Raw genomic sequence first — 13442 nt, forward strand, 5'->3', positions numbered from 1 at the left:
ATGGACACACTTTCACTTCTTGCCGATGGCATCTGGGTGGCAATGCAGCCCGGCAACCTGCTGTTCGCCGCCGTCGGCGTACTGCTCGGGACGCTGGTGGGCATCCTGCCTGGCATCGGACCGGCGCTCACCGTTGCACTGCTGTTGCCCGTCACGTTCAAGCTTGACCCGACCGGCTCGATCATCATGTTCGCCGGCATCTACTTCGGCGGCATGTATGGCAGTTCGACCACCGCCATCCTGATCAACACGCCGGGCGAAGCAGCATCGATTGCCACCGCGATCGAAGGCCACAAGATGGCCCTGGCCGGCCGCGCCGGTCCGGCACTGGCCACGGCCGCCATCGGCTCGTTCGTTGCCGGCACCATCGCCACCATCTGCCTGGCGCTGCTGGCGCCAGGCATCGTCGACCTGGCCGTGCAGTTCGGGCCATGGGATTATTTCGGCCTGATGGTCGTCGCATTCGTGACGGTCTCGGCCACCTTCGGCAGCTCGGTGCTGCGCGGCCTGACGAGCCTTGGCCTTGGCCTGTTCCTCGGACTGGTCGGCATCGACAAGCTCACCGGCCAGGCCCGCCTCACGTTCGATACGCCAACGCTGATGGACGGCGTCTCGGTCACCACACTGGCCGTCGGCCTGTTCGCGATGGGCGAGGCACTGTTCGTCGCATCGCGCTACACGGGCGCGGCGGAGAAAATCCAGGCGCTGCGCGGCTCGCTGTGGATGTCGCGCGCCGACTGGAAAGCGTCTTGGAAGCCATGGCTGCGTGGCACGCTGCTGGGCTTCCCGATCGGCGCGCTGCCGGCCGGCGGCGCCGAAGTGCCGACGCTCCTGTCGTACACACTGGAACGCAAATTCTCGAAAAACCCGGAACAATTCGGCAAAGGCGCGATCGAAGGTGTGGCAGGCCCGGAAGCGGCCAACAACGCGTCGGCCACCGGCACGCTGGTGCCGCTGCTGGCCCTCGGCCTGCCCACGTCGGCCACGGCCGCGATGATGCTGGCGGGCTTCCAGCAATACGGCCTGACGCCGGGCCCGCTGCTGTTTACCACCAACCCCGAAATGGTCTGGGGCCTGATCGCCAGTTTCCTGATCGGTAACCTGATGCTGCTGGTGCTCAATCTGCCGCTGGTGGGCCTGTGGGTCAAGCTCCTGACGATTCCGCAAGCGTGGCTGTACGGCGGCATCCTCGTGTTTGCCGCGATGGGCACGCTGGCCGCCAATCCGTCGACGACAGAGCTGACGATGCTGGTCGTGTTCGGCCTGACCGGCTACCTGATGCGCTGCCTGGATTATCCCGTCGCACCGATGGTGGTGGGCCTGATCCTGGGCCCGATGGCAGAGAACCAGTTCCGCCGCGCGCTGCAGGTGAGCATGGGCGACTACTGGGTCTTCTTCAAGCATCCCGGTTCGGCCACGCTGCTGGCCATCGCCGTGATTGCCCTGCTGGCGCCGCTGCTGTTCAAGAGCCTGCGCAAATTCCGGGCCAGCGAGGATTGAGACCATGACGACACCCGCTGCCACTTCCCCGGCGTATCTCGATCACGCCGGCGAGCGGCTGCGCATGGTCGACCTGCCCGGCGGGTTCGGTGAGCGCCTGCATCAGCTGCCTGTCGTACTACGGCTGCTGCTGGAAAATATCCTGCGCAACAGCGCCGGGGACGAACGCCAGGCCGGTATCGACGCCATTTTCGGCTGGCTCGAACACGGCACGAGCCAGGCCGAGATCGCGTTCCAGCCCGGGCGCGTCCTGATGCACGACACTACCAGCACCCCGGCGCTGGTGGACATCGCCGCCATGCGCAACGCGCTCGATGAAGCGGGCTGGCATCCGGCGCTGCTCAATCCCGGGCTCCCCGTCGACATTTCGGTGGACCACTCGCTGGCCGTGGAATTCTTCGGCCAGCGCGACGCAGTCGAGCGCAATCTGCAACTCGAAATGCGCCGCAACCGCGAGCGCTATACCTTCCTGCGCTGGGCCTCGAACGTCATGCAGGGCGTGCGCATCCACCCGCCCGGCACCGGCATCATGCACACCATCAATCTCGAGCAGCTGGCCACCGTCGTCACGACCGAAGAACGTGGCGGCGAACGCTGGGTGGTGCCGGACGTGATGATCGGCACCGACAGCCACACGCCGATGATCAACGGGATCGGGGTGCTGGGCTGGGGCGTCGGCGGCCTGGAAGCGCAGACGGTCATGTTCGGCATGCCGACCATGTTGCGGGTGCCGGATGTGATCGGCGTGCGCCTGAGCGGACGACTCGGTGCCGGCGCCATGGCCACCGACCTGGCGCTGACCGTCACGCAGCGCCTGCGCCAGATCGGCGTGTCGGGCGAGTTCGTCGAGTTCTTCGGGCCCGGTGTTTCGACACTGAGCGCAGGCGAACGCGCCGTGCTCGCCAATATGGCGCCCGAGTACGGCGCCACGACGGGCTTCTTCCCGGTCGATTCGCAGACGCTGACCTATCTCGCGCAAACGAATCGCTCGCCAGAGCAATGTGCATTGGTCGACGCCTACTGCCGCCGCAATGGCCTGTGGTTCGATCCCGACGCGCAGCCGGTCTACACCCGGACGATCGAGATCGACCTGGACCAGGTCGCGATCCACGTCGCGGGCCCCAAACGGCCGCAAGACCTGCTGGCGTATACGGAGACCGCAGCCGCGCTGGCGGCGCTCGGCTTCACGCCAGCAACCCCGGTCACGGCCGCAGGCGCTGGCATGCCGCGCCATCCGGTGGTCATCGCTGCCATCACCAGCTGCACCAACACATCCGATCCAAGTCTGCTGGTCGCTGCCGGCCTGGTGGCGCGCCGCGCGCGGGCGCTGGGCCTGAAGGTGCCCGCCTGGGTCAAGACCTCGCTCGGCCCCGGCTCCCCTGCCGCTGCCACCTATCTTGAACGGGCCGGACTGCTCGACGACCTGTCGTTCGTCGGCTTCGATATCGTTGGCTACGGCTGCACGACCTGCATCGGCAATTCCGGCGCACTGCCACAGGTGGTGCAGCAGGCGCAGGCGCGCGGCGAGATCAAGCCGGTCGCCGTCTTGTCGGGCAACCGCAATTTCCCGGGCCGCGTGCACCCCGACCTGGACCTGGGCTTTTTGATGTCACCGCCCCTGGTGATCGCCTTCGCGCTGGCCGGCAATGCCGAGATCGACCTCGGGCGCGAGCCGGTACAGATCACGCAGGCTGGCCAGCCGGTCTATCTGAAAGACCTGTGGCCCAGCCGCGCTGAAGTCGATGCGTTGGTGCGCGAGGGTTTGCAGGCTGACGACTTCCCGCGCGCCTTCGCCCGCGCCAGCCTGAACCCGGTCTGGCATGCGCTCAAGGTTCCGGCAACCGCCCTGTATCCGTGGGACCCGGCGTCCACCGCCCTGCGCCGTCCGCCATTCGCGTCGTTCACCGAGCGCAGCCTGCTCGGTCACTACACGGCGTATCCGCTGATGGTGCTGGGCGACGACATCACGACCGACCATATTTCACCGGCCAGCGCGATCCCCAAAGACAGCTTCGTCGCCGACTTTCTGGTGGCGCAAGGCGACGACCGCGATGACCTGAACGTGTTCGCTTCGCGCCGCGGCAACTGGGAAGTGATGGTGCGCGCCGCGTTCTACAGCAAGTCGCTACGCAATCTGCTGTTGCCATCGGCGCCGGTGGGCCAGACGCTCCACGTTCCGAGCGGCGACGTGGCGCCGATCTTCGAGGTGGCCGATCGTTATCGCCAAGCGGGTGACCCGGTGGTGCTGGTGGCCGGTGAACGCTACGGCACCGGTTCGTCGCGCGACTGGGCCGCCAAAGGCCAGCGCCTGCTGGGCGTGCGTGCGGTACTGGCATCGAGCTTTGAGCGCATCCACCGCTCGAACCTGATCGGCATGGGCATCCTGCCGCTGCGCCTGCCGGCTGACCGGTCACCGGCGCTGCTGCAGATCGCACCGGGCGACCGGATCGAGGTCGACGCCGCGTCCGATACGCTGCAGCCGCGCGTTGCCATCGCCGTGCGCATTCACCGCGCCACCGGCAGCGTCGACTCGTTCACCGCCATGGCGGCCGTGGAAACGCGGCTCGAGACCGAGCTGCTGCGCCAGGGCGGGGTCATTCCCTACATTCTCGAGCAAACGATCACGCAGAAGGATCGATCCTGACAGCGGCCATGTCGCCGGCATGGGCCACAAGCCCCAACCGATGGTGAATATGAACGTGGACACTTCCATTCCCAGGCAGATCATCGCCCTGATCAAGAGCGAAGCATGGCCCGTCGGCAGCCATTTGCCGGCGCAGATGCTGGCCGACCGCCTGCGCGTGTCGCGCCAGCCCGTCAACAGCGCTCTGGCGCTGCTGCACGAAAAAGGCGTCTTGATGCGCGAGCGTAACCGCGGTTACTTCGTGGCGCAGGAACTCCTCGCGCCACTCGACGATATCGTGGCTGGGCTGGGCCTGGCCGAATCGGACATCGTCACGAGCGTCTACTTCCAGATCGCCGACGACCTGCTCAAGCACGAATTGCCGCTCGCCTGCCCCGAACAGCTGATCCGCTCGCGCTATGGTCTGACGGCGGCGCAGGCCAACGCCGTGCTGGCTCGCATCGTCAGTGAAGGCTGGGGCGAACGCAAATTCGGCTATGGCTGGACGTTCTCGTCGATGCTGACCACGCCCGACAGCCTGCAGCAGTCGTACCGCCTGCGACTGGCGCTCGAACCGGCCGCGCTGCTGGAACCGGGCTTCAGACTCGAACGCAAGGTGCTCGAACAGTGCCGCGCGACCGAACGTCACCTGCTCGCCGGCGGCATCGATACCGCCACGACGGACGAATTGCACATCCGGGGCGTGCGTTTTCACGAAAGCCTGGTCGAAGCATCGGGCAACCCGTTTTTCATCGACACGATCAAACGCGTCAACCGCGTGCGCCGCCTGATGTCGTACCGCTCGATGAAACAGCGTGACCGTTATCCGGAACACTGCCGGCAGCACCTGTACATCCTCGACCTGCTGGCGCAGGAGAAAAACGAGGATGCATCGAATTTTTTGCGCGAGCATCTTGTGCACACGCTCGACTCGATGGCAAAGATCGAGAATATCCTCCAGACCGGCAATCTTCCATCACCCTGAGCCCCGACCATGAACCTGACCGCTTCCATCCGTTCGGCCTTCACCCCCACCGGCACGCTGCGTGCCTCGATCAATCTGGGCAATCCGATTCTCGCCTGCCGCGACGCCGAGGGCGCCGTGCGCGGCGTCTCGGTCGATCTCGCCACACGCTTTGCGGCGCTGCTTGGTGTGGAACTGGAACTGGTCGTGGTCGATGCTGCCGGCAAATCGGTGGACGTGGTGCTGGCGGAACAGGCCGACATTGGCTTCTTCGCCATCGATCCGCTGCGTGGCGAGCATATCGCCTTCACCGCCCCTTACGTGCTGATCGAAGGCTGCTACCTGGTGCGCAACGATTCACCGTTGGGCGCCAACGACGAGGTTGACGCCGCCGGCCACCGCGTCGTCGTCGGCAAGGGCAGCGCGTATGATCTGTACCTGACACGCACGCTGGAGCGCGCGCGGATCGTGCGCTCGCCAACGTCGCCAACCGTGGTCGACACGTTCATCGAGCAAGGCGCCGACGTGGCGGCCGGCGTACGCCAGCAACTCGAAGCCGATGCGCGGCGCCTGGGCGGCCTGCGTTTGCTCGGCGAACGCTTCATGGTCATCCAGCAGGCAATGGGCACATCAAAGAGCCGGGGCGAGGATGCCGCAGCATTTCTGGCGCACTTCATCGAGACCATGAAAGCCAGCGGTTTCGTGGCCGAGGCACTGGCGCGCCATGGCATCGAAGGTGCGTCGGTCGCAGCGGCGCCATGAGACGCTTACTGTGGAAACGCCACCGTTACCACACAGCCCTGACCATCAGCTTTCCGACCAATCGTGACCGCCGCCCCGTGCTGGTCGGCGATCTGGCGCACGATGCTCAGGCCCAGGCCGGCGCCCGACTTTCCACCGGGCCGCAGCCGGTAATAGGGACGGAACACGTTCTCCGTTTCCTCGTCCGGCACCGGCTCGCCATCGTTCGACACGCGCAGCCGGCAGTGCCCATCGGCGCAGTCGATGGCCACGTCGATGTCGCCGCGCGCCAGGCCATGCCGCGATGCGTTCTCGATCAGGTTGCGCAGCAGCTGCTGCAGCCGGTACGGGTCGCCCTGCACGCTGCAATCGTGCTGCGCCGACAATCCGAGCGACTGGCCGCGACGGTCGAGCAAGGGTTCCTGCAGCGCCATCACATCGCTGCAGACTTCGGCCAGCGACACCTGGCGCTGCAGCTGCATGTCGGTGCCGGACGCGAGGCGGCTGAAGGTCAGCAGCTGTTCTGCCAGTTGCGTCGTGCGCTCGAGCGCGCCCACCGCCTCGCCAAGCGACGCCTCGCACTCGGCGGGATTGGCGGCGCGCAGCGCATTCTGCACGTGCAACTGCACCGCTGCGATGGGCGTGCGGATCTCGTGCGCGGCCGCATCGATGAACTCCTGCTCGCGCTCGAACGCAGCTGACACGCGCTGCAACAGGCTGTTGAGTTCATCGACCACCGGCGCCAGCTCGCGCGGCAGATCGGGCAGTTCGACGGGCGCGAGCGACTCCGGCTCGCGCCGCGCGATCGCGTCAGCCAGCGTACGCAGCGGCGCCAGGTTCGTCGCCAGCACCAGGTTGACCGCCAGCACCAGCAGGATGCCGCCGATGATGACCGGCGCCAGCACCGACGTACCGAGCTGCTCGACCATCTCTTCGCGCACCTCGTCCTTCTCGGCCACGACGACCCACACATGGCCCGATTGCAGCGCGAACACCTGCCATAGTGTCTCGCCCAGCAACTTGCTGGTGTAGCCTGCCGCCAGGGGGCCGAGCGGCGCTTCCGGCGCCGACGCCGAGCGGGCCAGCAGGCGCCCTTCGGCATTGAAGACCTGGAACGCGATCTTGTGTTCGTACGGGTGACCAAACGGTGTCGCACCGCCCGAATACCCGAGCCCCTGTGGAATCGGAATCACGATCGGGGCCCCGATGGTGGCCGTCTCGAGCTGGTGGGCGGCCAGCGTTTCGAGCACGCGCGCCGAACTGGCCAGGCGGGCGCTGAAGAATTCCTCGGACTCGTGACCGGCGAACCAGTGGGCGGCCAGCGAGATGCCCCCCAGGATCAGGAGCATGCACGCCATCGTGCGCGTGATCAGGCGCCGGCGGATCGAGTAGCGGCGCACGCTCATGTGCCCACTCATGCGGCAAGATTCCCGATGCGATAGCCAAGCCCGCGCACCGTCTTGATCAGGTCAGGATCGGTCTTGCGCCGGACATGGTGCACGTAGACGTCGATGGCATTGCTGGCCACGCCCTCGCCCCAGCCGTATAGCGACGCTTCGAGTTCGCTGCGGGTAAACACCTTGTTAGGCTGTTCGACGAGCCGCCGGAGCAGCATGAATTCGCGGTGCTGGAGATCGATCGGCTCGTTTTTCCAGCTGACCGCCATGCCCGCGAGATCCAGCGCCAGGTCGCCAAAGCGCAGCTGGTTGACCGACAGGCCGGCGCGGCGCCGCTCCAGTACCCGCACCCGCGCCAGCAATTCATCGACATCGAAGGGCTTGATCAGGTAATCGTCGGCGCCCAGGTCGAGCGCGACGATCCGGTCGCGCACCGCATCGCGCGCCGACAGCACCAGCACCGGCACCGCATTGCCGGCGCGTCGCACCCGCGCCAGCACGTCGATGCCGTCCAGGCGTGGCAGGCCGAGGTCGAGGATGGCCAGGTCGAACGCGTTGTGTTCCAGCGCCGCGACCGCGGCCAGGCCGTCGCTCACGTGTTCGACCGTGTAACAGGCCCGCCCGAGCGCCAGCTTCAGGCCCGATGCCAGCGATTCGTCATCTTCGACAAGTAATATTCGCATCCTGCACGTCTCCAGCTGATTGCATCACTTGCGCTTGGCCGCGACTTGCGCGAGCAGCGCTTCGACTTCGGCCCGCCGTCCCGAGTCGGCCAGCTTGCGCCCGGGGCGCGCCGGCGCCTGCAGCGCCTTGCGCAGGCAGCGTTCGGCACCAGCCAGGTCACCCTGACGATACAAAAAGTCGCCGAGGAAGAAGTTGGCATCGATACCGTCCGGGTTCAGCGCCAGGCCCTGCTGCAAGTTCTCGCGCGCCTTGTCCTTGTCACCTAAGCCGATCGGCCAGCCCGGCACCTGATAATACAGGCTCCCGAGGCTCGTGTAAGCCGAACCGGCCAACGCCTTCGGGTCGCTCTGCAGCGCGGCTTCGAAGTCTTTTTTCGCCGTCTTGGCCAGGCCAAGCGCGCCCAGGCCACCCTTGGCGCCGGCATGGCTGGCCACGACGATGCCATGCCAGATCAGCACACCGGCGTTGTCGGGATAGCGCGCCAGCACGGTATCTGCCTCGGCGCTCAGTGCCTCGAATGCGCGCTCCTGCCCACCGGCGGGTGCGCCGTATTTCACTTGTTCCCAGCGTTGCTGAAGTGTACTGACGGCGTCGTCGGCCGGTGCGGCCAGGGCGACGTTGAAGGCCGCCATGCAGAACGCGGCGGTGGTGATGGTGCGGTACGACATTTTCATGATGACCTCGATTGTGCGTGCCGGACAGGCGCCGGCATGTGTTTGCGGATGACGGGCAACTGACCCCGTATGGCCCGGTCGGGCAAGGCCGGCAGCAGGTGATTGACGAGCGCCAGCAGCGCTTCTTTCAGCCCCGGCTTGTACTCCCATGCCGACCCCTCGATGAAGGTGCACAACTGGCGCGCCACATCGGCCGGCTCGTCGAGCGCCACGCCCATCTCGGCGTTCATCGTCTCGACCGCGCCGGCGTTGATCGGCGTGCGGGTGGCGCGCGGGATGAAGTGCCGTACCGCGATGCCGGTATCGGCCAGCTCGCGCCGCAGTGCCTGGGTAAAGCCGCGCAGGCCCGACTTGCTGGCGCAATAGCCGGCAAAACCGGGATAGCCCAGATAGCCGAACAGTGAGCCGACATTGATGACCTGCGCGCTTGGCGCCTTGCGCAGCTGCGGCAGCAGGCGCTGCGTGAGCAGCATCGGCGCCAGCAGGTTGACCTCGAGCAGGCTGCGCAGCGCCGCCGGCTCCTGGCTCTGAAACGCATGGAACGCGTTGATGCCAGCATTGTTGATCAGCAGATCGACGCCTCCGAGCTCGGCCGCCGCTGCCGCGATGGCGTCGAGCGTGGCGTCCTGCGTCGCGTCACCGACGACGACCCGCACCAGGTGCGGGCCGAGCCGCTCGCGCAGCGCCTCGAGCACCGCGCCATTGCGCCCGACCAGCACCATCGACGCGCAGTACGGCGCAGGGCGATGGCCAGCGCCTGGCCAATGCCGCCACTCGCGCCGGTCAGTACCAGCCGCCATGTCGTGTGCGCCATGCTAGACCCCGGCCAGGCTGGTGGCGCGCTGCGGCAGGTTGCGGAAAATGTCGCCGTACAGGCGGTACATCATGCGCGCGCCATGGATCACGGCCGCGCGGTCGGCGTCGTTCTTGAGCTGGTTCATCAGGTTCACGAAAAACGCCACATGCTCCAGGTCGAGACTGCCGTGCGAGGTCAGGTAGCTGAACGCGGCATCCGGCAGGTCGAGGCGCAGCTGGATGGTTTGCGCGGCCTGGGTCGCCAGCGCGGTGCTGGTTCCTTCCAGCACGTGCACCATGCCGAAAAAGCCCACCGGATTGCCGCGGTCGATTCCGTGGTAGGCATACGCCACCATCAATTCTGTCGCCGGCGACGGTTGCGAGCGGCGCGCCAGGTCCGGATCGCCGCCACAGGCAGCGATATCGGACAGGATCCACTCCTCGTGGCCGATCTCTTCTTCGACGTATTCGGCGATCGCCTGGCGCAACCAGGCTTGCTCGTTATTCAGACGGCTGCCGCACGCCATCATGAGCGGGACCGTGTGCCTGACGTGATGGTAGGCCTGCGTCAGGAACGCCACGTACTGGTCGAGGTCGATATCGCCCGTCAGCGCCTGCCGGATCAGCGGTATGCCCAGCAGTTGCTGGCGCTGGGGTTCGGTTTGCTGGCACAGGATGTCGTAAAACTGCATACATTGCTCCTTCAGGACTGATAAATTTGTTCGATGTGCGCCGCGCAGCGCGTGCGCGCCGTATCGCGCCGCAAGCGGCCGTTGGCGGTGACGGTGCCGTCGGCCTCGGAAAACGGTGTGGTGCGGAACCAGGCGCCGATGCGTGCGTAGTCGGGCAATTGCTCATTGGCCCGGGCCACGGCAGCGTCGATCACGGCGTCCGGCGCGTCCGCCTGCAGCGGCACGACCGCTGCAGCAAGGTAGGCGCGGGCATCGCCCACCACCATCGCCTGGGCCAGTACGCCGGTGCCGAGCAGCAGCGACTCGGGCCATTCGGGCGAGACGTTGCGCCCGTAAGCGGTGACCAGCACATTGTTCTTGCGCCCGTCGATGTGCAGGTAGCCGTCGGCGTCGAGATGGCCGATGTCGCCGGTGCCCAGCCAGGTTTCCTGGCCTGGCGCCCGATCCGCCGGCGCCTGGCCCAGGTAGCCGGCCATGACGCCACCGCCGACTTCGATCTCGCCGTCCGGCGCGATGCGCACGCTGCGGTTGGGCAGCGGCTTGCCGGCGCTGCCAATCCGCGCCTGCCCCGGCAGGTTCAGCGACACGACCGAGCCGCACTCCGACAGGCCATAGCCTTCGTAGACGGGAAATCCCATGGCCTGCGCCGCCTCGAGCAGCGCCTTGGGCGTTCTGGCCCCGCCGACCGCGATGAACTTCAGGCTGGACAGGCGCGGATCGTTCGGCCGTACGGCGCCGACCAGCGCCTGCAGCATCTGCGGCAACAGGATCACGCTTTCGGCGCGCGTGGCGGCGATGGCGGCAAGACAGACGCCCGGGTCGAACGACGCCGCGCCACGCAGGCCGGTCATGGCCAGCGGCAAGCTGATATTGAGCGCGCCCGACAGCAAGGCCGTGTAGGTGCCGGCGATATTTTCAAGCAGGACCGACAGCGGCAGCAGATTCAGATGGCGCCGGATGTTCAGGCCGGCCAGCGCGTCTGCCAGCACCTGGGCCAGTTCCCACTGCTGGCTGGAACCCAGGCACACGCCCTTTGGCTGCGCGGTCGTGCCGGACGTGAACGTCACTTTCTGCACGCCGGGCGGCACGCTGGCCGGCAGCCTGGCGCCGGCATACAGCGACAAGGCGCCGGGCGTGGCAACCGCCGTGGGGTAGCCCAGCGCGCCGGCCAGCGCCGCATCGACGCAGAACAGGCCATCGACCGCTGCCAGCGTCAGCGCGTGTTGCCACTGGGGCGGCGTGAAGAACGACGGCAGCGGCACCAGCGTCATGCCGGCTTCGTGCACGGCAAGGTCGATGGCAATCCATTCGGGACCGTTGTCGGCCAGGATCGCCAGCGCAGCGCCGGGGCGGAACGTGGCGCGCAACATCCGCGCCAGCACATCGACACGCTCGATGAGCACGCTGGCGCTCCAGCTGCCGTGCGCGCCTTCCAGCACGGCGCCGCTTGCAGGGAGATTAGCGCGCCAGTTGATCATGACCGAATCCAATATTGCCGAACATGACTTGCGGATGGGTCGCGTAATAGCTGCCCCATGCCCCCTGCGCCTGTCCCAGACGCGCCGGATCGGCGTCTGCCAGTACCGACGGCGCCAGCCGCAGCCGCGCGAACGAATTGAGCAGCGCGCGCGTGGCGGTGAACGTGACCCAGACCAGGCCCTGGCAATGCAGCTGGTGCGTCATGGCCACAATCAGCGCGCGCGCGGCGCCCGCATCGGTACTGGCCAGGTTGCCCACTTCGACGATGCTGCCGCGTGCGACCGGCCGGCCGGTGCGCTCGCCGATATCGGTCTCGACGGGGCCGTTTAGATAATGTTCGAGAAACAGCCGGCCTTCGCCCGCCAGCGAATAACCGAGCGCCGCCACCCAGCGCCCGGCGCTGTCGCGACGGCCGGCGAGCGTATGGCAGAAATGCTGCAGGGTGGCGCCGTAGACGCGGGCAAACTCGGCGGCGATGAAGGCTTCGAGCGATGCGCGTTCCGGATGGTCCGGCGCCACGAGTTCAAGAGTGCGCCCGGCCCCGGCTGCGGCGGGTGGCGTGGCGCTGGCGCGGATCGCGCATGGCATGGTGGTCGACACTGGTCACTCCTTTTGTTGTTCCCATGGCGAAACTTATGGGGGTAACATTAAGGCCAGATTAATCGACGCCGGCAGTGCGGAGGGTCAGCGGGACAGCCCGTGGCCGGTGCTTAACGCCAGGCGCTATCGGCACCAGCGTCGAAGACGAGAAAGCGCGACGGCCCGTCCCTGAAATTATTATCCGAGGCGATCACCAGCGAACGATGGCCATTGGCCAGCCTGGGCCCCCACGCCAACGCCTCGTAATTGTCGGACCACCCGGCCGGCAGCTGCGCATTGCCCAGCAACTGGCGCTTGACGGCCGGCCGCACGCCAGCGGCAATCGGCACGTCGGGATTGAGCGCGGTGGCGCCCTGCAGGTCGACGTCGTACACGCGCACATCGAACGTGAAATCCTGCGCCGTCTGGCGGCCGGCGCGCTCGATCACCAGCAGGCGGCGCGGCCCGACGGCCAGGATCTCCGCAATGCCGTTTTCGCTGTAACCGCCCGGGCTGCCCGGCGGCAACACCGGCTCGAGCCGGTACGCGTACTGCGCCAGGATGCGGCCCTGCCGGTCCAGCAGACTCAAGCGCGTGAACGCGCCCTCGCCCGGCGCCGACGCCTGGCCGTCCTGGATCAGCGCGCCTTCCATCGCCAGCCACAGGTGCTGGCCATCGGCACTGAAGCTCAAGCCTTCCGGGCCCGCATTGCTGCGCCCACCGGCTTGCGCATCGGGCTGGATCTGCAGCGTTGGGGGAAATGGCGGCGCGCCCAGAGGCGCGCCATCCATGCCGGTGCGGGCCAGCAGCATCGGCGAGCGCGCGTTGCGATCGCCTTCGCCGGCAAACCAGAGACTGCGCTCAAGCGGATCGATGCGCAGCGTCTCCAGGTCGGCAACCTGCCCGGGCTCGCCGCGCCGCGCATACGGCGCGCCGCCGGCCTGCACCAGCGGCTGCATGCCGGTGATCTGCACCCCGGCGACACGTTGCGCGTCGTAATCGATGCGGGCGCGATAGAAACGCGTCGGGCCATGCACGCCCCGATCGTCGCTGATGATGAGCCATTGCCTGGCCACGCTGTCGTAATCGATGCCGGACAAGCCGCCGACGCGCGTTTCGCCGATGCGCATGTCACTCGCCAGTTGCGCGGTGCCGATCAGGCGCAGGTTGGCGGAAGGCGTGCAGCAGGCAGTGAGCAGCAGCGCAGCAGAAATGGCGAAAAGCCGGCGAATGAAGGTCATGGCGGTCTGCGAAAATTCCGGCGCACCCGCCGGCAAACGGCCATTATCCCTCAAGCGCCGGCCCTGCCGCCAG

Annotated in this window: 12 protein-coding genes; 4 read left to right on the forward strand and 8 right to left on the reverse strand. The window is 67.1% G+C overall.

Annotated features, from left to right (window positions below; genetic code table 11):
- Genes AC56LY_RS09510 through AC56LY_RS09525 form a run of 4 tightly spaced genes read left to right on the forward strand, consistent with a single transcriptional unit; the run spans window position 1 to window position 5849 of the window.
- Window positions 1–1500: a tripartite tricarboxylate transporter permease gene (locus AC56LY_RS09510; protein WP_258834393.1), complete on the forward strand. Its 1500-nt coding sequence runs from the start codon at window positions 1–3 to the stop codon at window positions 1498–1500.
- Window positions 1501–1504: 4 nt separating this feature from the next.
- A complete protein-coding gene (gene acnA / locus AC56LY_RS09515) occupies window positions 1505–4144 on the forward strand; it encodes an aconitate hydratase AcnA (protein WP_499578660.1) in 2640 nt (879 codons plus the stop codon).
- Between the two features lie 49 nt (window positions 4145–4193).
- Window positions 4194–5108 (forward strand): GntR family transcriptional regulator, encoded by a 915-nt coding sequence (locus AC56LY_RS09520; protein ID WP_499578663.1) that lies wholly within the window; start codon window positions 4194–4196, stop codon window positions 5106–5108.
- A 9-nt stretch (window positions 5109–5117) separates the two neighbouring features.
- Complete coding sequence (locus AC56LY_RS09525) at window positions 5118–5849, forward strand: transporter substrate-binding domain-containing protein (protein ID WP_499578665.1); 732 nt, start codon at window positions 5118–5120, stop codon at window positions 5847–5849.
- A gap of 5 nt (window positions 5850–5854) precedes the next feature.
- On the opposite strand, the gene AC56LY_RS09530 is transcribed toward AC56LY_RS09525, so the two are convergent.
- The 8 genes from AC56LY_RS09530 to AC56LY_RS09565 form a co-directional block, all read right to left on the reverse strand.
- On the reverse strand, window positions 5855–7234 hold the full coding sequence (locus AC56LY_RS09530) for a sensor histidine kinase (RefSeq protein ID WP_499578667.1): 1380 nt from the start codon (window positions 7232–7234) through the stop codon (window positions 5855–5857).
- Between the two features lie 8 nt (window positions 7235–7242).
- Complete coding sequence (locus AC56LY_RS09535) at window positions 7243–7908, reverse strand: response regulator transcription factor (protein WP_499578668.1); 666 nt, start codon at window positions 7906–7908, stop codon at window positions 7243–7245.
- A 24-nt stretch (window positions 7909–7932) separates the two neighbouring features.
- Complete coding sequence (locus AC56LY_RS09540; protein WP_499578671.1) at window positions 7933–8583, reverse strand: tetratricopeptide repeat protein; 651 nt, start codon at window positions 8581–8583, stop codon at window positions 7933–7935.
- Window positions 8580–9383, reverse strand: coding sequence for an SDR family oxidoreductase (locus AC56LY_RS09545; RefSeq protein WP_499578672.1), 804 nt, complete (start codon window positions 9381–9383; stop codon window positions 8580–8582). The genes AC56LY_RS09540 and AC56LY_RS09545 overlap by 4 nt, the downstream gene beginning before the upstream one ends.
- A gap of 15 nt (window positions 9384–9398) precedes the next feature.
- Window positions 9399–10070 (reverse strand): iron-containing redox enzyme family protein, encoded by a 672-nt coding sequence (locus AC56LY_RS09550; protein WP_499578674.1) that lies wholly within the window; start codon window positions 10068–10070, stop codon window positions 9399–9401.
- Window positions 10071–10081: 11 nt separating this feature from the next.
- The gene (locus tag AC56LY_RS09555; RefSeq protein ID WP_499578675.1) at window positions 10082–11548 is read right to left on the reverse strand and encodes an AMP-binding protein; all 1467 of its coding nucleotides are present in this window, start codon (window positions 11546–11548) and stop codon (window positions 10082–10084) included.
- Window positions 11529–12149: a thermostable hemolysin gene (locus AC56LY_RS09560; protein WP_499578677.1), complete on the reverse strand. Its 621-nt coding sequence runs from the start codon at window positions 12147–12149 to the stop codon at window positions 11529–11531. The genes AC56LY_RS09555 and AC56LY_RS09560 overlap by 20 nt, the downstream gene beginning before the upstream one ends.
- Window positions 12150–12259: 110 nt before the next feature.
- On the reverse strand, window positions 12260–13369 hold the full coding sequence (locus AC56LY_RS09565; RefSeq protein ID WP_499578680.1) for an esterase-like activity of phytase family protein: 1110 nt from the start codon (window positions 13367–13369) through the stop codon (window positions 12260–12262).
- Window positions 13370–13442 lie beyond the last annotated feature (73 nt).

The sequence above is a fragment of the Telluria sp. ZT3P25 genome (assembly GCF_059685895.1).

Excerpts from the sequence above, each read along its gene's own strand:
- AC56LY_RS09510 (WP_258834393.1), top strand. The coding sequence starts at position 1 with ATGGACACACTTTCACTTCTTGCCGATGGCATCTGGGTGGCAATGCAG.
- acnA (WP_499578660.1), top strand. The coding sequence starts at position 1,505 with ATGACGACACCCGCTGCCACTTCCCCGGCGTATCTCGATCACGCCGGC.
- AC56LY_RS09520 (WP_499578663.1), top strand. The coding sequence starts at position 4,194 with ATGAACGTGGACACTTCCATTCCCAGGCAGATCATCGCCCTGATCAAG.
- AC56LY_RS09525 (WP_499578665.1), top strand. The coding sequence starts at position 5,118 with ATGAACCTGACCGCTTCCATCCGTTCGGCCTTCACCCCCACCGGCACG.
- AC56LY_RS09530 (WP_499578667.1), bottom strand. The coding sequence starts at position 7,234 with ATGAGCGTGCGCCGCTACTCGATCCGCCGGCGCCTGATCACGCGCACG.
- AC56LY_RS09535 (WP_499578668.1), bottom strand. The coding sequence starts at position 7,908 with ATGCGAATATTACTTGTCGAAGATGACGAATCGCTGGCATCGGGCCTG.
- AC56LY_RS09540 (WP_499578671.1), bottom strand. The coding sequence starts at position 8,583 with ATGAAAATGTCGTACCGCACCATCACCACCGCCGCGTTCTGCATGGCG.
- AC56LY_RS09545 (WP_499578672.1), bottom strand. The coding sequence starts at position 9,383 with ATGGCGGCTGGTACTGACCGGCGCGAGTGGCGGCATTGGCCAGGCGCT.
- AC56LY_RS09550 (WP_499578674.1), bottom strand. The coding sequence starts at position 10,070 with ATGCAGTTTTACGACATCCTGTGCCAGCAAACCGAACCCCAGCGCCAG.
- AC56LY_RS09555 (WP_499578675.1), bottom strand. The coding sequence starts at position 11,548 with ATGATCAACTGGCGCGCTAATCTCCCTGCAAGCGGCGCCGTGCTGGAA.
- AC56LY_RS09565 (WP_499578680.1), bottom strand. The coding sequence starts at position 13,369 with ATGACCTTCATTCGCCGGCTTTTCGCCATTTCTGCTGCGCTGCTGCTC.